Annotated in this window: 22 protein-coding genes and 1 riboswitch; of the genes, 10 read left to right on the top strand and 12 right to left on the bottom strand. The window is 65.1% G+C overall.

Features of this window, described 5'->3' with window-relative positions; all coding sequences use genetic code 11:
- The 3 genes from ACFULT_RS00685 to ACFULT_RS00675 all read right to left on the bottom strand — a co-directional run bounded on the left by ACFULT_RS00685 (position 1) and on the right by ACFULT_RS00675 (position 2,287).
- The gene (locus tag ACFULT_RS00685) at positions 1 to 1,254 is read right to left on the bottom strand and encodes a PPE domain-containing protein (RefSeq protein WP_378480350.1); all 1,254 of its coding nucleotides are present in this window, start codon (positions 1,252 to 1,254) and stop codon (positions 1 to 3) included.
- A gap of 58 nt (positions 1,255 to 1,312) precedes the next feature.
- Positions 1,313 to 1,615 (bottom strand): PE domain-containing protein, encoded by a 303-nt coding sequence (locus tag ACFULT_RS00680; RefSeq protein ID WP_170945216.1) that lies wholly within the window; start codon positions 1,613 to 1,615, stop codon positions 1,313 to 1,315.
- Positions 1,616 to 1,735: 120 nt separating this feature from the next.
- Positions 1,736 to 2,287, bottom strand: a complete 552-nt coding sequence (locus tag ACFULT_RS00675) for a histidine phosphatase family protein (protein WP_378480349.1) — start codon at positions 2,285 to 2,287, stop codon at positions 1,736 to 1,738.
- A gap of 77 nt (positions 2,288 to 2,364) precedes the next feature.
- Positions 2,365 to 2,428: riboswitch (cobalamin riboswitch) on the top strand.
- A 57-nt stretch (positions 2,429 to 2,485) separates the two neighbouring features.
- On the opposite strand from ACFULT_RS00675, the gene ACFULT_RS00670 reads away from it, so the two are divergent.
- Both ACFULT_RS00670 and ACFULT_RS00665 read left to right on the top strand, forming a co-directional pair.
- A complete protein-coding gene (locus ACFULT_RS00670) occupies positions 2,486 to 2,680 on the top strand; it encodes a CbtB domain-containing protein (RefSeq protein ID WP_019667092.1) in 195 nt (64 codons plus the stop codon).
- Complete coding sequence (locus tag ACFULT_RS00665; RefSeq protein ID WP_037112512.1) at positions 2,671 to 3,450, top strand: CbtA family protein; 780 nt, start codon at positions 2,671 to 2,673, stop codon at positions 3,448 to 3,450. The genes ACFULT_RS00670 and ACFULT_RS00665 overlap by 10 nt, the downstream gene beginning before the upstream one ends.
- Positions 3,451 to 3,478: 28 nt before the next feature.
- Here the strand turns inward: ACFULT_RS00665 and ACFULT_RS00660 are convergent, their stop codons facing one another.
- Both ACFULT_RS00660 and ACFULT_RS00655 read right to left on the bottom strand, forming a co-directional pair.
- A complete protein-coding gene (locus ACFULT_RS00660) occupies positions 3,479 to 3,811 on the bottom strand; it encodes a metallopeptidase family protein (RefSeq protein ID WP_019667094.1) in 333 nt (110 codons plus the stop codon).
- 13 nt (positions 3,812 to 3,824) lie between these two features.
- The gene (locus ACFULT_RS00655) at positions 3,825 to 4,892 is read right to left on the bottom strand and encodes a septum formation family protein (RefSeq protein ID WP_037112515.1); all 1,068 of its coding nucleotides are present in this window, start codon (positions 4,890 to 4,892) and stop codon (positions 3,825 to 3,827) included.
- A 34-nt stretch (positions 4,893 to 4,926) separates the two neighbouring features.
- On the opposite strand from ACFULT_RS00655, the gene ACFULT_RS00650 reads away from it, so the two are divergent.
- Positions 4,927 to 5,319 (top strand): ankyrin repeat domain-containing protein, encoded by a 393-nt coding sequence (locus ACFULT_RS00650; protein ID WP_378480348.1) that lies wholly within the window; start codon positions 4,927 to 4,929, stop codon positions 5,317 to 5,319.
- Positions 5,320 to 5,330: 11 nt separating this feature from the next.
- Positions 5,331 to 6,584 (top strand): serine--tRNA ligase, encoded by a 1,254-nt coding sequence (gene serS, locus ACFULT_RS00645; protein ID WP_378480347.1) that lies wholly within the window; start codon positions 5,331 to 5,333, stop codon positions 6,582 to 6,584.
- A gap of 9 nt (positions 6,585 to 6,593) precedes the next feature.
- Here the strand turns inward: serS and ACFULT_RS00640 are convergent, their stop codons facing one another.
- The 4 genes from ACFULT_RS00640 to ACFULT_RS00625 are packed head-to-tail and all read right to left on the bottom strand — an operon-like array spanning position 6,594 to position 10,104.
- The gene (locus ACFULT_RS00640) at positions 6,594 to 7,412 is read right to left on the bottom strand and encodes an ABC transporter permease (protein WP_037112522.1); all 819 of its coding nucleotides are present in this window, start codon (positions 7,410 to 7,412) and stop codon (positions 6,594 to 6,596) included.
- A complete protein-coding gene (locus tag ACFULT_RS00635; RefSeq protein WP_378480346.1) occupies positions 7,409 to 8,248 on the bottom strand; it encodes an ABC transporter permease in 840 nt (279 codons plus the stop codon). Before ACFULT_RS00635 ends, ACFULT_RS00640 begins: the two co-directional genes overlap by 4 nt.
- Complete coding sequence (locus ACFULT_RS00630; protein WP_037112527.1) at positions 8,245 to 9,054, bottom strand: ABC transporter ATP-binding protein; 810 nt, start codon at positions 9,052 to 9,054, stop codon at positions 8,245 to 8,247. Before ACFULT_RS00630 ends, ACFULT_RS00635 begins: the two co-directional genes overlap by 4 nt.
- Positions 9,055 to 9,087: 33 nt before the next feature.
- Positions 9,088 to 10,104, bottom strand: coding sequence for an ABC transporter substrate-binding protein (locus ACFULT_RS00625; RefSeq protein ID WP_037112528.1), 1,017 nt, complete (start codon positions 10,102 to 10,104; stop codon positions 9,088 to 9,090).
- 258 nt (positions 10,105 to 10,362) lie between these two features.
- Between ACFULT_RS00625 and ACFULT_RS00620 the strand changes: the two genes are divergently transcribed.
- From ACFULT_RS00620 to ACFULT_RS00600, 5 genes are read left to right on the top strand one after another with little or no spacing between them, the layout of a single operon-like run.
- Positions 10,363 to 10,926: a MaoC family dehydratase gene (locus tag ACFULT_RS00620; RefSeq protein ID WP_019667102.1), complete on the top strand. Its 564-nt coding sequence runs from the start codon at positions 10,363 to 10,365 to the stop codon at positions 10,924 to 10,926.
- Positions 10,923 to 12,137, top strand: coding sequence for a CaiB/BaiF CoA transferase family protein (locus ACFULT_RS00615; protein ID WP_378480345.1), 1,215 nt, complete (start codon positions 10,923 to 10,925; stop codon positions 12,135 to 12,137). The genes ACFULT_RS00620 and ACFULT_RS00615 overlap by 4 nt, the downstream gene beginning before the upstream one ends.
- Positions 12,134 to 13,516: an MmgE/PrpD family protein gene (locus ACFULT_RS00610; RefSeq protein WP_378480344.1), complete on the top strand. Its 1,383-nt coding sequence runs from the start codon at positions 12,134 to 12,136 to the stop codon at positions 13,514 to 13,516. Before ACFULT_RS00615 ends, ACFULT_RS00610 begins: the two co-directional genes overlap by 4 nt.
- Positions 13,517 to 13,524: 8 nt before the next feature.
- On the top strand, positions 13,525 to 14,688 hold the full coding sequence (locus ACFULT_RS00605; RefSeq protein ID WP_020111785.1) for an acyl-CoA dehydrogenase family protein: 1,164 nt from the start codon (positions 13,525 to 13,527) through the stop codon (positions 14,686 to 14,688).
- Positions 14,685 to 15,515 (top strand): HpcH/HpaI aldolase/citrate lyase family protein, encoded by an 831-nt coding sequence (locus ACFULT_RS00600; protein WP_378480343.1) that lies wholly within the window; start codon positions 14,685 to 14,687, stop codon positions 15,513 to 15,515. The genes ACFULT_RS00605 and ACFULT_RS00600 overlap by 4 nt, the downstream gene beginning before the upstream one ends.
- Before the next feature lie 2 nt (positions 15,516 to 15,517).
- Here the strand turns inward: ACFULT_RS00600 and ACFULT_RS00595 are convergent, their stop codons facing one another.
- Entirely contained in the window at positions 15,518 to 16,768 is a 1,251-nt protein-coding gene (locus ACFULT_RS00595; RefSeq protein WP_378480342.1) for an NAD(P)/FAD-dependent oxidoreductase, read from the bottom strand.
- 53 nt (positions 16,769 to 16,821) lie between these two features.
- Between ACFULT_RS00595 and ACFULT_RS00590 the strand changes: the two genes are divergently transcribed.
- Positions 16,822 to 18,738 carry an amino acid transporter gene (locus ACFULT_RS00590; RefSeq protein WP_378480341.1) on the top strand — a complete coding sequence of 639 codons (1,917 nt, stop codon included), beginning with the start codon at positions 16,822 to 16,824 and terminating at the stop codon, positions 18,736 to 18,738.
- Between the two features lie 8 nt (positions 18,739 to 18,746).
- Here the strand turns inward: ACFULT_RS00590 and ACFULT_RS00585 are convergent, their stop codons facing one another.
- Complete coding sequence (locus tag ACFULT_RS00585; protein ID WP_378480340.1) at positions 18,747 to 19,169, bottom strand: hypothetical protein; 423 nt, start codon at positions 19,167 to 19,169, stop codon at positions 18,747 to 18,749.
- 31 nt (positions 19,170 to 19,200) lie between these two features.
- Positions 19,201 to 20,058: a hypothetical protein gene (locus ACFULT_RS00580; protein WP_378480339.1), complete on the bottom strand. Its 858-nt coding sequence runs from the start codon at positions 20,056 to 20,058 to the stop codon at positions 19,201 to 19,203.
- Between the last annotated feature and the right edge of the window lie 40 nt (positions 20,059 to 20,098).

Here is a 20,098-nt window from a genome sequence, read left to right as displayed (position 1 = left end):
TCAACGATCGTTCCAGGACGGATCGGCCCCGATCACCGAGGGAGCAACCGTGCGCCCGTCGGAGAAATGCTCGAACTGACGTAGGTAACCGGGCGTGTCGTGTTCGTCGTCTTCGTTGTTGCCGCTGTGGCCTGCACCGACGGGTCCTGCGCCGTGGGCTCCCCGTGCCGCCGCGGCGCCGTCCGGTGCGGCAGAGCCGAACATGGACCCGGTTCCGACTGCGCGTTCGCTGCCCACCCCGGGGCCCGAACTCGGTGCCCCTGCGACCGGACTGCCGAGTGAACCTGCAGCCGAACCGAATCCGCCGCCCGAGCGCAGCCCACCGGCGCCCGGCACGCCGACGTTCGACGCGGACACCGCACGGGTGGACGTCGTCCCCGCCGTCGGGGACTCCGTTCTGAACGATGCAGGGGACGACGCCTGCCCGGTGGAACTGGAGTTGGAGCTCATCAGCGACGACACCGCGGCGCTGCCGATGTTGGTTGCCGCCGACGCCACGGTGGTGACCGACGACCCGGCCACCGAACCTGCCGTGCTCGCAATCTGGCCCGCGGCACTCGCCAACGCGGGATTCTGCAGCGCGGACCCGACGGCGGCGAGAGCTGCCTGAGCCGGGGATGTGTTGGCGCTGAAGCCGAAGATGCCTGTCTCCGAATGAGATCGCGCAGAGTCGATGGGGCGACCGGCGCTGTCGACGGCTCCGCTCACGGCAGAGTCGTTGACGATCTTCGGCGGATGATCGAACGATACCTGCAGTGCAAGGGGTGTCGTCGCGGCCTCGTAGCCCTCCATGACCAGGCCCGCCCGGACGTCGAGGGCTCGCTCGGCGACTTCGAGCGCCTGGGCGCTCCCGTTGAGCGCACCACCGGCACCGTAGGCGGCGATCTTGGCGCTCTGCACGGCGCCGATCTCGACGGGATTGGGCATGGTCAGCGCAGCCGTCGAGTACGCCGCGGCTTCGCCGGCAGCCATTCCGGATATCTGAGTGGCCTTCGCCGTGACGCCTTGCGTCCAAGCGAGGAAACCACCGAGTCGCTCCTGAGCGGCATTGGCGGCCTCACCCTCCCACCCGGCGGCGAGTACGGCCATCACGCGAGTGAGGGTGATCGAGGTGTCCGCGTACGCAGCAGCGACGGCCTGCCAGGCTCCGCCGGCAGTGGCCAACGGCGCAGCGCCCGCACCTGCCAACAGCGACGTCGAGTTGACCATCGCCAAGCGTGGCATCCACACCACACCGGTGACTCCGAGTGTCATCGTTTTGCTCCCAAGGATGAGTGGGCGTGAAAGAAGGTTCTTCGGCGCGCGGAGGTTGTCAGCTGCCCAGCGCTTTTCCGTGCTCGAAATCCACGTTGCGGTAGGCCGCGGCCTGCGCACGGAGGGCGGCTGCCGTCTCGATCAGTTCCTCCACCGCCTGGGCCGCGGCCGGGGAGAACGTGCCCGCCGAATTCCTGAAGAACCGGTTGGCGAGCAGAGAAACTTCCTCGCTACCGGAGGGGATCGGTTGAATGGGCAGTGACACCGCGGTGAGGTTCGCCTGCAACCGCGCGGCCGCGGCATCGAGATCCGCTGCAGCAGCGTCGAGGGCCACAGGATCGACCCGCACGGTACCTGGCATGCTCACTCCTCGTTCACGTTGTTTTCGCGATGCGGGGCGGCCCTCGCTGCCGAGAATTCGCCCTTCGTATGGATTGGACGAGACCGGAACCCGATCGGTTCCAGCAGAACGAGAAAAAGCTCAGCTAATTTTTTCCGCGACCGAGCGGAGCGTCCATCGACCCGCCCGACACTGCACTGTCGTCGAGGTCAGCGGCGGAATGTCGACGCGCCAGAACGACAGCCTCGGTGCGTCGAGAGTTCTCACGACCGCCGCCCTGATCACCGCGGGATGGGTCACCGCACAGACCCTCATCGGATCGGAGGCGACACGATCCATCCAACCGGTGACCCGAGAGAAGAGATCGTCGACGGATTCACCGCCGGGCGGCGCGAACGAAGTGTCCGTCAGCCACGCCAGAACGTCGGGCTCGGGGAGTTCATCCATCGTCGAGCCACGCCAGTCGCCGTAGTCGATGTCCGCGATCGCCTGCGTGGTCGAGCCCGTCAATCCGAGCCCCTCCGCAGTCTGCCGGGCGCGCAGTTCAGGAGCGATCAGGACGGCGTCGGCGATGCCTGGATACCGAACGGCGACAGGGGAAATGACCGGTTCGTCCGATTCGAAGCGCGCCCCACGCTGCGCTGCGGTGACGGCATGGCTGACCAGCGTCAGTCGCAGCACCGAATTGCCCACGCTCGTCACTGTAGTTTCGATTGACAGCTGTGGGAGATCGGTGCCACAGTTCGCGGGTAAGTGCGACGTGTGCAGGTAATCCGATGAAAATCCGGAGCGGTTGCGCCACTGTGAGCAGGCCCCGGCCTGTCAGCCAGAAAACTCACACGTCGTGGACGTTTCTACGGGACGCACAATCCCAGGAGGCAACACCGAATCATGGCTACAGTCGTCCATCCCAGCAGATCCGCGGAGTCCGCAGCCCTCGCCCTCGTGGTGGGAGCGGTCATCCTTCTCGCATTCCTCGTGCTCTACCTGGTCGGCTTCGACCAGGGCGCCATCTCGCGAAGCGGGATGTACATGCACGAGTTGATGCACGACGGACGCCACCTGCTGGGGCTCCCGTGCCACTGACCACACTCGGAGGCACGTTCCTCCAGCTTCTCGTGCGCGGTCTGCTGGCCGGCCTGATCGCCGGATTACTCGCTGGAGCGGTGGCCTTCACCATCGGTGAGCCACACATCGACTCGGCCATCGCCATCGAAGAAGCCGCAGGCGCGGGCGAGCATTCGCACGGTGAAGAGGCCGCGGCCGGACACTCGCACGACGAGGAGGAAGCGCTCGTCAGCCGCGACGGACAACGCGCCGGACTGTTCCTCGCGACAGGGCTGGCCGGTCTCGCTCTGGGAGCGATCTTCGCCGCGGTACTGCACTACGCCCGACGATTCACCGCACTGCCCGGATCGATCCTCGCGCTCGCGACGGCGTTCCTCGGGTGGGTGGCTATCGAAGCGGTCCCGTTCTTCAAGTACCCCGCGAACCCACCCGCCGTCGGAGACCCGGACACGATCACCCAACGAACCTGGCTGTGGCTGGCAGCAGTGGTTCTGGGACTCGCCGCTGTCGGCATCGGTGTCTACGTTGCCAGGCTCGTGTCGACGCAGACCTCCGTCGCCATCCGCATCGGGGCCCCGGCCCTGACCTTCCTCGTCGTTGCGGCACTCGGGTACGTCCTGCTACCCGGAATCAACGAGGTCGGCGACGACTTCCCCGCCACACTGCTCTGGGAATTCCGATTGTCGTCCCTGGCGACCCAGGCAACACTGTGGCTCGGCCTCGGCCTGGTCTTCGCCTTCCTCACCGACCGCGCCTCGTCTCCTACGCGGGAATCCGTCTCGGCCTAGCGCCTCCCGCCCGCAGCCGGGCCGGGGGTCAGCCGAAGCCGAGTTCGTGGAGGCGTTCGTCGTCGATGCCGAAGTGGTGGCCGACTTCGTGGGCGACGGTGATGGCGATTTCGCGTTTGGCGGTGTCGGCGTCGTCGACCATGTCGAGGATGGGTAGCCGGTAGATCGTGATGACGTCCGGTAGGTGCCCGCTGTATTCGTAGCGCTCGGTGAGGGCGACGCCTTCGTACAGGCCCAGGATGTCTTCCGTCGGGTGTTCTTCTTCGACGAGGATGACGACGTTGTCCATGCGGTCGGTGATGTCGGGCGGGAGAGTGTCGAGGGCGTCGGCGACGGCTTCTTCGAACTCGGCGCGGGTCATGTCGGTGGGAATGTCACCCTCCGGGAGTGATCGGCGCTGCGCCGGGCAGCGGAGTGGGGAGGGCTCGGCCGTCGGGAGCGGCGGGGGGCGGCACGGGGGCTTCACCGTTGATGAGGATGTCGCCCTTCGCGGATCCGGCGATGGTCGCGAAGCCGCCTTCGTCGAGTTCCTTGCCGATGGAGCAGCTCACCTGGCGTGAGCCGGCGAGCCAGCTGGTGACGTCGATGGTGTTCCAGAAGAGGGTGAGCGTCTTGTCTCGCAGCGCGGTGTCCGAGCCGAGGTAGCCGTTGACGGCTTCGGTGCAGGTCTGTTCGAGGTAGGCGTCCTGGTCGGCTTCGGTGGGGATGCCGCTGGGAAACTGCTGCTGCAGGTCGATGATCGATGCGACTTCGAAGGCGTGTGCCTGGGCGCAGTCGACGGGGTCGGCCGGGACGTTCTGGTTGATGCCGATGCAGGTTCCGACGTCCCACACGTTCGATTGGTCCTGACCTTGGACCGAGCCGCTCATCTCCTGCGGGATGCCGGTGTTGGAGGACTGCTGGATTCCGCAGCGCAACGTTCGTTCGCCCGACGCCCACCCGGCCTGGCTGGGGAACATGAGCCCGACGCTGAACTTGCCACTGGGATCGAACTTGGTGCCGAGGTAGTCGTCGACGACGTCGATGCAGTGTTCGTCGCGTAGTTGCCCGAACCGTAGGGCCCCGGGGTACGCGGCTCCCGGGGCGAACTCGAGGCCCGGGTAGGCGGTCATGTCGACATCCTTGGCGACCTCGAATCGATGCGGCTCGGCGCAGGAGACTTCCGCCAGATCCTGGCGGTCGGTCTCGGGGTCGTCGGTCGGCGTCCAGTCGAGGCAGGTGCCCGGGTCGGCCGAGCCGAAGGACGACGCGGACACCGGGCCGTCGGTGGCGGGACCTGCTTCGGAATGCGTCGTGATCTTCTCGGGCTGGGAGAAACCGTCGGAGACGAAGAGGGTGATCGCTGCGGCGGCGACGGCGCCGATGGCGACGAGCACCAGGCCACGACGCGCGACGTGGGCGGTGACGGTGCGCTGGTTCGGTTTCTCGGGCTTGCTGGACATCGCCTTCCATCATGCCCGAGTAACTTCTACTGTCATGACGGGACCTGATGACGCCGACGACGTTGCCGAGCTCGCCGGACGGCTGTTCGACATGGCTCGTGCGGGGGACACCGAGGCGCTGACGGCGTACGTCGATGCGGGTGTTCCGGTCGATCTGAACAATTCTGCCGGGGACACGCTGGTGATGCTCGCGGCGTACCACGGGCATGCGGCGACGGTGAATGCCCTGGTCGAGCGGGGTGCGGACGTGAATCGGCCGAACGACAAAGGTCAGACGCCACTGGCCGGTGCCGTGTTCAAGGGTGAGGACGACGTCGTGAAGGCGCTCGTCGACGGTGGTGCCGACCCGGCCGGGGGTCACCCGTCGGCGATCGATGCAGCTCGGATGTTCGGACGCGAGGACTACCTGGGGTTGCTCGGCAAGTAAGGTTTGTCTCCGTGATCGACCTCAAGTTCCTCCGCGAGAATCCTGACGTAGTTCGAGCCTCGCAGCGCACACGTGGTGAAGACCCTTCACTGGTGGACGCGTTGCTCGAGGCGGATGCGTCTCGTCGCGCAGCTGTGTTGGCCGGGGATCAACTCCGCGCCGAGCAGAAGGCGCTGGGCAAGAAGGTCGGCAAGGCGTCTCCCGACGAGCGCCCGGCTCTGCTGGCCGGTGCGTCCGAGTTGGCGGCTCAGGTCAAGGCTGCCGAGGCGACGCAGAACGAGGCCGACGCGGCCCTCGACGTCGCGGCCCGGAAGATCTCCAACATCGTCGAGGAGGGCGCACCTGCAGGCGGCGAGGACGATTACGTACTGCTCGAGACCGTCGGCGATATTCCGACGTTCGATTTCGAGCCGAAGGATCACCTCGAACTGGGCGAGTCGCTCGGCCTGATCGACATGGAACGCGGCGCGAAGGTGTCCGGTTCACGGTTCTACTTCATGACCGGGTACGGCGCCCTGCTGCAGCAGGGAATGCTGCAACTCGCCGCGCAGAAGGCCGTGAAGAACGGTTTCACGATGATGATCCCGCCGGTGCTGGTGCGGCCGGAGATCATGGCAGGCACTGGTTTCCTCGGGGCGCACGCGGACGAGATCTATCGGCTCGAAGCCGACGACCTCTATCTCGTCGGAACGTCGGAAGTTGCTCTTGCGGGTTATCATTCGGGCGAGATCATCGATCTGTCCGACGGTCCCAAGCGCTATGCGGGCTGGTCGTCGTGCTTCCGCCGCGAGGCAGGCAGTTACGGCAAGGACACCCGCGGCATCATCCGGGTCCACCAGTTCGACAAGATCGAGATGTTCTCCTACATCAAGCCGGAGGACGCTGCGGCCGAGCACAAGAAGCTGCTCGAGTTCGAGCGCGAGATGCTTGCCGCGGTGGAGCTTCCGTACCGCATCATCGATGTCGCCGGTGGCGATCTCGGTTCGTCGGCCGCCCGCAAGTACGACTGCGAGGCATGGGTGCCCACCCAGAACGCTTACCGCGAGCTCACCTCGACCTCGAACTGCACGACCTTCCAGGCGCGTCGTCTCGGCGTTCGGTACCGCGACGAGCACGGCAAGCCTCAGATCGCGGCGACGCTCAACGGCACCCTGGCGACGACCCGGTGGATCGTCGCCATCCTCGAGAATCACCAGCAGGCCGACGGTACCGTGCGGGTACCGGAAGCGTTGGTGCCCTTCGTCGGAACGGATGTTCTGCGCTGACGCGCGGGGTCATCCGCCGAACTTGGCGGTGATGCGGTGCTCGAGCCATTGGAGTGCGATGGTGGGTGGCAGCGCCATCACCATGATCAGTACGACGGTGCCCATGATGTTCTCCATGCGGACCAGGCTGACGTTGCGTAGCAGTTCGTAGCCGATGCCGCTGGACGACGAGAACATCTCGGCGAGAAGCAATCCCAGGAACGCCAGGCCGAACGTCATGCGCATTCCGGTGGCCAACGCCGGCAGCGCCGAGGGGATGACGATCTGACGGATCAGCCGTGGCCAGCTGACCTGGAGTGACGCTGCCATCTTCAGGTGGATCTGCTGGACCGACGCGGTGCTCTCGACGGCGACGAGAAACATGGGTACGAAGGCCGCGTAGAACGTGAAACCGCCTCGGCTCAGTTCGCCGATTCCGAGGAACGACAGGAAGATCGGGTACAGGACGATCTTGGGAATACTGTTGATGGAATAGAAGATGGGAAGGATCGACCGAGTCCAGAACGGGCTGATTCCAAGAGCGAGTCCCAGCAGCGACCCGGCCACGGTGCTCGCGAGGTAGCCGAGGGCGAGGATGCGCAACGAATCGAGAACGTTCGCACGGAATTCGGCTTTGCCCAGGTCGTCGGCGAGGGAAGACATGGCCTCGGCGGGCGTCGGAAAGATCAGGCTGTCCGCCACGACGGCGGCGAGCCACCAGAGAGCGACGGCCAGGACTGCGACGACGACCGGGGGTGCGAACCGCCGCAGCAGGCTGGGTTTCGTCGAGGGGGAGCGTGTCGGTGCGGCACTCGGTGCGGTGGCAACCTTCGCGGTCACGGTGCTCATCGGCGACGCCTCCAATCGAATCGGTTCAGGGCAGCGGAGATGCCGAGGGTGGCGAGAAGGGCGAGGGCGGTGACGACCAGGATTCCTGCGTACATCTCGGCGATGTCGAAGCTGTCGTAGGCGATGGAGATGTAGTGACCGAGGCCTTGGGTCGACAGGATGAACTCGCTGGCGAGCACGGAGATGATGGCGTAGGACAGGCCGAGCTTGAGCCCGGTGACGATGTTGGGCAATGCGTAGGGCAGGAGTATCGACCGGAAGTACTGCCACCGAGTCAATCTCAAGGTCGACCCGAGTTTGGCGACGATGGGGCTGACGGAGTTGAACCCTGTTCGAGCATTCATCGCGACGACACCGAACGCGAAGATGGTCGAGAGTATGGCGATGGGGGCGATGCCGCTACCGAAGAGTACGACCATGATGGGGTACAGCGCGAAGGTGGGCACAGCGTAGTACACGTTGAGGTAGGGCTGAAATGCTCTGTCCCACACATCGAACCGCCACAGCAGGTAGGCCGCGCCGATTCCGAGCAGCGAACTGAGAACGAATGCGACGACGATGATGCCGAGGGTCCGCCCGAGTGCGTCGACGAGGAAATCCGGATCGGTCATGAGCTGTAGTGCTGTGGCGGCCATGTCGGATACCGGCACGATGTCGAGTGGCGAGGCCAATGGGGAGCGTGCGTACACCTCCACCACCAGCACAGCCAGGACGATGACCGCTGCGGTCCAGCCGGCAGCTGGAATCTTCAGCACGGCTTTCGGTGCGGGACGCAGATAACCCGGTACGACGGAGCGTTGTCGCGTAGTTTCTGCCGCGGTGGACGTGGTCGTCATGGCTCCACGCTCATCGTCTTCTTGGCCTCGTCCCGCAGAGTCGACCAGATTCGCTCGTGAACGGTGATGGCCTCGGGGCTGGACAAGACGTCCTCCGACCGCGGCCGCGGAAGATCGATGGGCATCTCGTCGATGAATCTGCCCGGCCGCGCGCTCATCACGAGCACCCTGTCGGACAGCAACACCGCCTCCTGAATGCTGTGGGTGATGAACAGGACTCCACACGTGAGCTTTTCGACGATCTTCAAGAGCTCGTAGGACATGACGAGCCGAGTTTGCTCGTCCAGCGCGCCGAACGGTTCGTCGGCGAGAATCAGATCGGGTTCCATCGACAGGCATCGGGCGATGGCGACGCGTTGGCGCATACCGCCGGACAACTGCGTCGGAAAATGATCGCCGAACTTCGACAGTCCGACGGTGGCGAGCAGCTCGTCGGCGCGTGCCCGTCGTTCCTTCTTTCCGACGCCCTTGACCTCGAGCGCGAACGCGACGTTGTCGCGGACGGTCCGCCACGGAAGCGTCGCCGATTCCTGGAAGATGATGGCGGTCTTGCTCCGTGGGCCGGTGAGTGGACGGTCGTCGACGGTGACGGTGCCCCCGTCGTGGTCCTGCAGGCCCGCGAAGATCTCGAGCAGCGTGGATTTGCCGCATCCGCTGGGGCCGACGATCGAGACGAACTCACCCCGGCCGATCGTCAGGTCGATGTCGTGCAGAGCGGTCACGTCGCCGAAGTGCCGGGACACCGAGTCGGCGACGGCAATGTTCGGTGTGGTGGTGGTGCGTGGTCGATCGTCTGTCTGTGTCACGTGGAATACCCTCTCGTGCAGGCGGAGTGGACGTCAGGTGGTGCAGTCGATCGGCATGTCGCGTGCGACGCCGTCGGCCAGGAAATCGGGGTCGAACAGAGTGCAGAAGTCGGGTTCGCGGTCGCTACCGGATGCTTCGACGCCTGCCTGTGCGGATGTCACGGAAGCCGGGTCGAATCCGCCGCCCCACGTGTCGACCGAAGATGCACGTTCCACCACCGCCAGTGCCGACTCGGCGTCGAACCCTGTGTACGCGGCGTAGATCTGCGCCGCGGCTTCGGGATCGGCCTTGATCGACGCCACGGCCTCGGTGTAACCGGCGTTGATGGCGCGGACGACACCTGGATTGGATTCGGCGTAGTCCTTCGTGGTGGTGATCGTGGACTGCAGGAACCTCTGCATGTAGTCGGGGCTGCTGACGATGAGCTTGAAGTCCTCGGGTCGCTGCTCGGCGACGATGGAGGGGATGAGCGCGATGTCGACGGAGCCCGCTTCCAGGAGAGCCAGGCCTTCACCGATGCCGCCCGACGACACCCGCTCGATCTTGCTCGCGTCGACACCCGCGAGGTCGGGTAGCAGAAGAGTGAGCGCATCGGAGGCGGAGTTGGGGCGGGTGTACGCCCACCGGCGTACGTCCTCGATGGAGTTGATCGACGGATTCGATGCCAGTGCGTAGAAGTTCATCGGGTACGGCCCCTGGGTACCACCTCCGACGATCCGAAGTTCGGAACCGCCTGCGTCGGCCTGGACGATGGAGGGATAGCTGACCTCGCCGATGGGGATGTTTCCGTCGAGCAGCGTGCGCATGGTGGCGCTACCGCCTTTGCCCGGAACGATGTTCTCGACGATGACCCCGTGCTTCTCGAAGAGGCCCTGCTGTTGGGCGACCAGCCACGGGATGCTGTAGATCTCCGCGGCTGCGGACACGGTGACGTCGATGGTGACGGGGTTCTCGGGGTCGGCGTCGGGACCCGGATCCGACCCACAGGCGGTGAGTCCGAGAGCGAGTGTCAACGCCACCGACAGGGCGGCGGTTCGATGAAGGAACATGGCAGGCCTCGTAGACTTGTTGCGGATTCGAGCGGCGCAGCGCCGCCTCGATGACCTCGGCCACTCACAGTGGTGAATGAGACGTAAGTAACAGATATCTAACTTTAAACATAAGATGTTTAGCCCGTCAAGACGTGGCCTCCTGGCCGAGAAGACGGCGGAGCTGCACCCATTATCGACTTCGCGCAACCCTTGACTCGTTAAACATCTGATGTTTATGGTGTGAGCAACGCTACAGCCCAAGCCTGAGGAGGCACCGTGGCAACTCACCCCGCAACGCTCGGACGATTCTTCGAGGACTACGTCGTCGGCGACGTGTACCAGCATCCGCTCGGTCGCACCATCAGCGAAGCCGACAACACGTGGATCACGCTGCTCTCGATGAACACCAACCAGAATCACTTCAACGCGCATGTTGCAGAACAGAATCCGATCACCGAAGGACGAGTGATCGTCAATTCCGGGCTCACCGTCGCCGTTGTTCTCGGTATCTCGGTGCTCGATATGAGTCAGAACGCGATCTCCAACCTCGCGTTCACCGACATCAAGATGAGTCACCCGCTGTACGCAGGCGACACCCTGTACGCGGAAAGTCTCTGCACGGACAAACGCGAATCCAAGTCCAGGCCGTATGCAGGGATCATCTCGATGATCACGCGCGGGCTGAATCAGGACGGCGACGAAATCATCTCCTGGAAGCGGTCGGTCATGATCGCCACTCGCGCAAGCGGAATCGGCCAGAACTACTTCCCCGACGCCAAGGCCGGACCACTGGAACTGTCGGCCCTCGTCTCGACCGGCACCAACGGGGTGGCGAAATGAGACCACTGGAAGACGTACGGATCCTGTCGCTCGAGCAGTACGGTGCCGGCCCGTTCGGCAGCCTCCACCTGGCGGACCTCGGCGCCGACGTCCTCAAGGTCGAGGACCCCGGTGTCGGAGGTGACGTGGGGAGGTACGTGCCTCCGTACGCGTCGGGTGAGGATTCGCTGTTCTTCGAGACCTTCAACCGGAACAAGCGCAGTATCTCCATCGACCTGAACACCGAGTCCGGTCGCCGCGTCTTCGAGGATCTGGTGCGAGAAAGCGACGTCGTCTACTCCAATCTCCGCGGCGACGTGCCGGCGAAGATCGGCATCACCTACGACGACCTGAAGCATCTGAATCCTGCCATCGTGTGCTGCAGCCTCACCGGCTTCGGCATGACCGGCCCACGCGCGAAGGAACCGGGGTACGACTACATTCTCCAGGGCCTGGCCGGGTGGATGTCCGTCACCGGTGATCCCGACGGTCCACCGACCAAATCCGGTCTGTCCCTTGTCGACTACTCGGGCGGGTTCGTGGCGGCCATCAGCATTCTCGCCGGCCTTCATGCGGCACGGCGTGACGGCGTCGGCGGCGACTGCGATCTGTCGTTGTACGACACGGCCATGGGACTGCTGACCTATCCGGCCACGTGGCATCTCAACGAAGGGTTCGAACCGGTCCGGACCAAGAACTCGGCTCATCCGTCGCTCGTTCCGTTCCAGGCCTTCGAGGCGTCGGACGGTTGGCTCGTGGTCGGTTGTGCGAAGGAGAAGTTCTGGCAGCGCCTTGTCGAGGCCATCGGTGCGCCGGACCTGGCGTCGGACCCACGGTTCGCGAACTTCACCGAACGCGGAAAGAACGCCGACGCTCTCCTGCCGATACTGGAGAAGATCTTCGCGACGGAGTCCGTGGCGCATTGGCTTTCGCTGCTCGGCCCGGCGGGTGTGCCGTCCGGGCCGATCAACGACATCGCCGAGGCGCTGACCGAACCGCACACTCTCGCTCGCGGCCTCATCGTGGAGACCGAACACCCCAATCTCGGCACGATCAAACAGGTCGCATCGCCCGTTCGATTCGGCAGCGAGCCCGCCGTCTACACCCGCGCCCCGCTCCGCGGAGAACACTTGGACGACGTGCTCGACTCGCTCGGCTACGACGCCGAGACAGCCGCCGAACTTCGCCGCAGCGGTGCGTTCGGAAAGAATGCAGTAGGCATCACCGTATGAGCACTGCATCGGAAACCCTTGCTGGATGGGTTGTTTCACTCGGTTCCGACGACGTTCCGGATGACGTCGCCCATGCCGTGAAACGGCACCTCCTCGACGGGATCGGCGACGCCATCGCCGCGCGGAGGCTGGGTGCGGGCGCTCCCGGGTGGGCCGTCGCGCACGCGCTCGGTGGGCCGGGTGAAGCCCGAGCGCTCAGCGGAGACGTCGCACTCTCTGCGCCTGCCGCTGCCATGGCAACCGGAATCATGGTGCACGCACTGGATTTCGACGACACCCACGCCGGCGGACTCGTGCATGCCACTGCAGTGGTGCTTCCCGCCGCACTCGCTGTCGGCCAGGAGGTAGGCGCGACGGGTGCCGAGGTGGTGACGGCGTCGGTGATCGGCATGGAGACGGTGTGCCGGCTCGGCGCCGTCAGTCCGCACGGATTCCATGCACGAGGCCTGCACGCCACTGCGGTAGCAGGACCACTCGCCGCAGCCGTGGTGGCATCGAAACTCGTCGGCTCGCACGAGGACACCGTCGTCGACGCACTGGGTATCGCCGGATCCTCGAGCGGCGGGCTCCTCGAATTCCTCGACACGGCAGCCGACACCAAGTCGCTGCACCCGGGTAGCGCGAGTGTCGACGGCATTCTCGCCGCCCGTCTCGCCGCCGCCGGTGCCACCGGACCACGCACCGTGCTCGACGGTCGCCGGGGTGTGTACGCAGCGCTTGCCGATCGGCCCGTCGACTTCGCCGTGCTGACCGAGGATCTCGGAACACGCTGGGAAGCAACGCAGATCGGCATCAAACCGTACCCGGCGTGCCAGCTCATGCACGTGACCCTCGATGCCGTGACCGCAGCGACGGCAGGAACCGTCGTCGACCCGTCGGACATCGTGTCCGTGCAGGTACACGTACATCCGGATTCGTCGCCCTTCGTGTGCGGCGAGCACGCGGGTACGGCCGCACCGCGGAGTACCTACGATGCCAAGTTCGATTTGCCGTGGAGCGTGGCCGCGTTGCTCGTCGACGGGTCGGTGACCATCGCGACCTACACCGACGAATCGATCTCGCGCAGTGATGTTCTGCAGATCGCCAAGGCGGTCGAGGTGATCGACGCGCCCACCGACGGTCCGGCCGCCGCAGCACCGGGCAAGGCCGTCATCACCCTGCGCGACGGTTCCACGCTCACCGGTGAGGTCGGTGGCAGCCGAGGGACGCCGAGTTCGCCGTTGACCGACGACGAACTGCGCGCCAAGTTCCTGGCCAACTGTGGTGAGCATCCACGCGCCGCCGAGCTGGCCGACATCGTCGCGCATCTCGAACTCGAACCCGACCTGACCCGCGTGCTCGATCTGGCAGCGGAGATCTCCCGAACAACCGACTCCTAGGACACGTCATGGATTTCACGTTCACCGAGCAACAGCAGGACTTTCGATCCGCACTGCGAAAGTTCGTCGACAAGGAAATCATCCCGGTTGCAAGCGAATACGAGCGCAGCGGCCGATACCCGACGGAAATCGTCGAACATCTCAAAGCGATGGGCCTGTTCGGAATCACCACTCCCGAAGAGTTCGGCGGACTGGACCTGGACAAGGTGTCCTTCACTCTGGTCTACGAGGAACTCGCACGTGGGTGGATGGGTGTGGCGGGCATCCTCGGCAGTCACAACCTGTCCTGCTGGATGATCGCCAAGCACGGTACCCAGGAGCAGAAGGAACAGTTGCTCCCGAAACTCGCGGCAGGTGTGTATCGCACCGGTGTCGGCCTCACCGAGCCCGGTGCCGGAACCGACCTGCAGGGAATTCGGACGACCGCCAAGCGCGACGGTGACCACTACATCGTCAACGGGACCAAGACGTGGATCACCAACGCCCGCTACGCGAATGTCCTGCCGACGCTGGTGAAGACCGACAACACCGCCGATCCAGCGCACAAGGGCATGAGCTTGTTGCTGATCGACACCGAGACCGAGGGATTCGAAGTACAGCGCGATCTCGGCAAGCTCGGTTACAAGGGCACCGAGTCGTGCGAAATCCACCTCCAGGACGTCCGCGTTCCAGCGTCGGCCCTCCTCGGTGGTGTCGAGGGTCGTGGGTTGCAGCAGGCGCTGTCCGGGCTGGAGATCGGGCGACTCAACATCGCGGGCCGCAGCGTCGGAATCGCCCAGGCCGCCTACGATGCCGCACTGAAGTACGCGAAGGAACGCACTGCATTCGGCCAACCCATTGCGGACTTCCAGGCCATCCAACTGAAGATCGCCGACATCGCCACACGGTTACAAGCCGCGAGATTGATGACGTATTGGGCAGCATCACAGGCTGATTCGGGCAAACGCGTCGACATGGAAGCCGGGATGGCCAAGTACTTCGCCTCCGAAACCGCGATCGAAGCCAGCTTGGAATCGATGCGCATTCACGGCGGTTACGGATACTCCACGGAATTCGTGGTCGAGCGGTTGTACCGAGATGCCCCACTGATGGCGATCGGTGAAGGAACCAACGACATCATGCGCACCGTCATCGCCAAGGCACTCGTGGCAGGCCACGGAGTGATCGGATGACCGCACTGACGTTCCTGTACGTGCCGGGCGACGTACCCGCTCGTTTCGACAAGGCGTCGAGATCCGGAGCGGACGCCGTGGTCCTGGACTTGGAAGACGCAGTCGTGGCGTCGAACAAGGACGAGGCGCGCAGCACCGTCGCCAAGTGGTTGGCGGCCTGCGAACCGGGCCAGGTCGAGATCTGGGTGCGGGTGAATCCGGGTGCTCTGCAGGATGCGGACATTCGTGCGGTTGCCGGCCCGAACCTCACCGGGATCTGGCTACCCAAGGTCGAATCGCTGGAGGAGATCGAAGCAGCCGCGCGCATTCTGGATTCGGTCGCACCGCACGCGGAACTCTCGGCGCTGATCGAGACGGGAAAAGGGCTACTCGCCCTACCGGCGATCGCGACGGGCCCGAGGCTGCGGTTCCTGCAGATCGGCGAGGTCGACCTCGCCGCCGACCTGTCCATCGAGCCCGGCGGCGACGGTCGCGCGTTGCTGTTCGCACGCAGTCAGGTCGTCGTCGCGAGCGCGGCAGCGGGACTCGAACCGCCCCTTGCCGCGGTCTCGGTCGAGTTCCGCGACACCGATGCGTTCGCTGCCGACACCGTGGAACTGCGCAGGCTGGGATTCCGCGGCCGTGCGTGCATCCACCCGGCCCAGGTGGCTCCGGCACGGGATGCCTTCGTACCGACGTCGGAGGCGGTGCAGGAGGCCGAGGAGATCCTGGAGGCCCTTGCGCGCGCGACATCCGGCGTCGGCGTCGACAAGAACGGACGTCTGATCGACGAGGCCGTCGCACGATCGGCGCGCCGAGTGGTGCACTACGCCCGAAGCAGGCCCTAGCGTCAGATCGTCGGCTTGGCGTCGCCTGCCCAGGCGATGCGTTTGGGGTCGCCGTGGCATTCGACGATGGCAGCGTGGTCGCTGTCGAAATAGTCCCACGCCCAGGACAGGAAGGCGTCGACCTTGCTGTGAGCGCCGCTGAGCAGGGCGGCGTGCACACCCAACCAGGCCGCGAACGCGAGGGGACCCTCCACCTGGTGACGGTGCGCTCCCACCTCGGCGACGGCGGCGCCGCGTCCGATCATCGCCATGATGCCCTTGTCCTTGTAGGCGAACGGCTTTCGAGGTTCACCCGCGATCGACAGCAGAATGTTGCGGGCGGTCCACGCTCCTGCCTGCTGCGCGACGGATCCCAACTGAGGCAATGCCTTTCCGTCGGAACCGGGGATGTTGGCCACGTCGCCGACGGCGTACACGTCGTCGAACGTCGGTACCGTCAGATCGGCGAGTACGTCGATGCGGCCGCCGTGGCCGGGCGTCACCGACGCCGTGGACGCGATGGGTGACGCGGACTCCCCGCCTGCCCAGACGACCGTGCGGGAGGCCAGGCGAGAGCCGTCGGAGAGCAGCACACCGTCGGCGTCGACGGATGCCACACCGACGCCGAGCCGCACCTTCGCACCGTGCTGAACGAGCTTGTCGTGGGCGTACTCGTGGGAGCGTTCGCTGTACGGCGCGAGCAGCGCGGGCCCGTGGTTGATCAACCACGCCTCGCCGCGACCGCCCGGGTGGTTCATCTTGCGCAGCGCCGTGAACAGCTCGGCGAACGCGCCCGCGGTTTCGACTCCGGTAGGACCGCCTCCGACGATCACCACGTCCAGCGGGTCGTGTTCGCCCCGGAGTAGGTCGCTGACGTGGTGACGCAGCTTCTCGGCGTCGGCGACGGAGTAGAGCGGAAACGAGTGTTCCTCGGCGCCCGGTGTGCCGAAGAAGTTGGCCGTCGCACCCGCAGCCACCACCAGGTAGTCGCCGGACACCCGTTCGCCACCCGCTACGAGGGAGCGTTCGGAGAAGTTCAGATCCGTGATCTCGGCCTGGACGACGCGCACCGACTTCATCGACTCGAAGATCGACGACAACGGCCGGGCGATGTCCTCGGCGGGCAGCTGCGACGTCGCCACCTGGTACAGCAAGGGCTGGAACTGGTGATAGTCGTTGCGGTCGACGAGGGTGACGTCGACGCCCTTTCGGCCTAGATCGTGCGCACATGCAATTCCGGCAAGACCGGCACCCGCTACCACCACGTGAGTCATGGGATCCACAGTAGTTCCGCCGCGTGCCGCCCGGCGGGTTTACGCTCTGTCGCATGGTGCGTCTGCGCTCGTGGTTCCTCGGTGAGGTGACCGAGAACCCATCCGGGCATCTGGGTCCGTACCGCAAACCCACCGAAGCCGAACACACCCACCCGTGGTGGAAAGTGATGTGCCTGACGGGCGTCGACTACTTCTCGACGCTCGGCTATCAGCCGGGAATCGCGGCCCTCGCCGCGGGCACTCTTGCACCGCTCGCCACCGTCGTACTGATCGTGTTGACGCTGTTCGGGGCTCTCCCGGTCTATCGGCGCGTCGCCCGAGAGAGCCCGACGGGTGAAGGTTCCATCGCGATGCTCGAGAAGCTGCTGCCGAAGTGGGGCGGCAAGGTGTTGGTGCTCGTTCTGTTGGGCTTCGCGGCTACCGACTTTCTGATCACCATGACGCTGTCCGCGGCCGACGCATCGGCGCACGTGATCGAAAACCCATTCGCACCAGCAGGTCTGGACAGTGCGCAGGTGATCGTCACCCTGGTGCTGCTTGCGTTGCTCACCGCGGTCTTCCTCACAGGGTTCACCGAGGCGATCGGAATCGCCGTCGTCCTCGTCGGGACGTTCCTCGCGCTGAACCTCGTCGTCGTCTTCGTCGGATTCTGGGAGATCGCGAAGAATCCGTCGCTGCTGTCCGACTGGCAGCACGCCATGACCGCGCAGCACGGCAACCCGCTCATGATGATTGCCGTCGCCCTCATCGTCTTTCCCAAACTGGCACTGGGCCTGTCCGGTTTCGAAACCGGCGTCGCCGTGATGCCTCAGATCGCCGCCGACGGTGACGATGCGCTTCCCAACCGGATTCGCGACGCCAGAAGACTCATCACCACGGCTGCCCTCATCATGAGTGGCTTCCTGCTGACGTCGAGCATCATCACCACGGTCCTCATTCCGCAGGACGAGTTCGAGAGCGGCGGGGGAGCCAACGGACGCGCGTTGTCCTATCTCTCGCACGAATACCTCGGCGAAGTGTTCGGCACCGCCTACGACGTCAGCACCATCGCGATCCTGTGGTTCGCTGGGGCGTCGGCGATGGCGGGACTGCTCAACCTGGTCCCTCGCTACCTGCCGAAGTACGGCATGGCACCGGAGTGGGCTCGCGCGATTCGACCACTGGTGCTTGTGTTCTCGTTGATCGCGATGGCCGTCACGCTCTACTTCGAGGCAAGCGTCGACGCTCAGAGCTCTGCCTACGCGACGGGTGTTCTGGTACTCATCACCTCCGCGTCGGTTGCAGTCGCGATCTCCGCTGCGCGCAACCGTCAGCGTGTGCAGATGTGGGTCTTCTCGGTCATCGCCGTCGTCTTCGTCTACACCACCGTCACCAACATCTTCGAGCGTCCCGACGGCGTCAAGGTGGCGTCGTTCTTCATTCTGGTGATCATGACCGTGTCGTTCTGGTCGAGGGTCACGAGGTCGTTCGAACTACGCACAGATTCCGTCGAATTCGACGAGGAGTCACTGCAGTTCATCGAGGAAGCAGCCGCACGCGGCCGGATACGCATCGTCTGCCACGACGCCCGGCATCTGGACCCGGCGGAGTACGCCGCGAAGGAAAAGCAGCAGCGCCGCGACAGCAACATTCCCGCGGACGAGCCGATCCTGTTCCTGGAGGCCAACATCCGGGACGCCTCGGACTTCAGCTCGGACCTCCTCGTCCACGGAGAGCAGAAGGGCGACTACCGGGTGCTGTGGGTCGACGCCTCGGCCGTACCCAATTCCATTGCCGCAGTGCTGCTGCAGATCAGAGACGTGACCGATGTACGCCCCGATGTCTACTTCGAATGGTCCGAGGGCAATCCGCTGGTGAACCTACTGCGTTTCCTCTTCATCGGCGTCGGCGAAGTCGCTCCGGTGACCAGAGAAGTATTGCGCCGGGCGGAACCCGACCGAGATCGACGGCCGAACGTACACGTCGGGTAGCCATGGGTTCAGAAGAACTGCCCGACGACGAAGCCGGCAACCAGCACCCCGGTTCCTCCGATTTCGGCGACGGCAAGGGTCCACATGAAGCCGTGGGTGCCGTGGACGGGGTTCTCGAATTGGTTGTCCGTGTCCTTCAACAGTCCGTGAACCATGTAGCTGGCGATGGCCGCGACGAAGAAGAAGGTGACGACCAGTCCGGCGATCAGGTTCACGGCCGTCGGAAAACCGGAGAACTCTGCCAGGGCTGCGAGGATCAGGGTCGCGAAGGAGTACATCAGTGCGGCGCGGTGTGCGATGTCGACGTAGGGGTGAGCCAGAGCCGTCGGCGACGTCGCCATCTGACGGTACTTCCACACGCCGAGGCCCAGTGCCCACAGCAGGATCAGCCCGGCGAGCAGCAGCAGTATCTTGGTGTCGATCCCCAGCATCGTGTCGTACCCCCCGTTCGTGGACGCTGCGTCAGGCGATGTCGCCTATGCAGTACCCGTTGGCCCCGATGCCCAGTGTGAACACTTGGTTCTGTTCGAATCCCGACACGTTCGTCACGTCGGCGTACACCGTCTTGTAGTCCCCGTTGGTGAAGGCGACGTAGACGCTCGCCGGGTCGTACGACGCCGACCCGGTGAGCCTGCCCGGGTTGTTCGCCAGCGGCGCGGGCGTGGGAACGCCTGTTCCCTGTGGATCCCACGTCGGGCGAGTGTCGCAGACGAGGGGGTAGTCGCCCTCGAGGTCGGCGGGGTCGACCGGCGCTCCCGTGAATCGCCCGAGGTACCGCTCGACGGTGTACGTCGCGTCGAGGTCGGTGAAGACCGGTGCGGTGCCGGTCGGGTAGACGCTCGGGCAGGCATAACCGGAGGCGATCTCGCTGCGCTTGATCGACACCGTCGACACCGGGCCGGTCCACGTCACCGCGTACTGACCGTCGACGCCGGGCTGACCGGCCGCGTCGAGAATCGAGGCGACGTCGGAGTATCGCACCGGAATGTCCGCCGGCGGCACGGTCCAACACGTCGGCGTCACAGCCGGCGGCCCTCCGGCCTGCAGGTCGGTCAGGAACGCCCGCAGGGCAGACGCAGCCTGCGGATTGCCCGGAACGTCGCCGACGGCGGGTCCTGGAGGCGGTTCGGGCGTGGTCGTCGTCGGGGTCGTCGTCGGGGTCGTTGTCGGGGTTGTCGCTGTGGCCGTCTCGTCCGTCGTGGGTGCCGACGGTGGATCGGTGGGGATGCCCTGCTGGCCGTCACCCTCGCATGCGGTGAGTACCAGGACTGCCCCCAGCAGCCCTACACCGGCACGAGCGATTCTGCTAAGCGAACTCATGTTCAGCTGACCTTCCCCGTTCACGGCTTCTCCCCGGAGC

Origin of the sequence: Rhodococcus sp. NPDC057297 (assembly GCF_042667435.1) — a bacterium.
In the GTDB taxonomy this organism is placed as follows: domain Bacteria; phylum Actinomycetota; class Actinomycetes; order Mycobacteriales; family Mycobacteriaceae; genus Rhodococcoides.
Note: the sequence above shows the minus strand (reverse complement) of the source record. Positions and strands in the feature narration are given on the sequence as shown.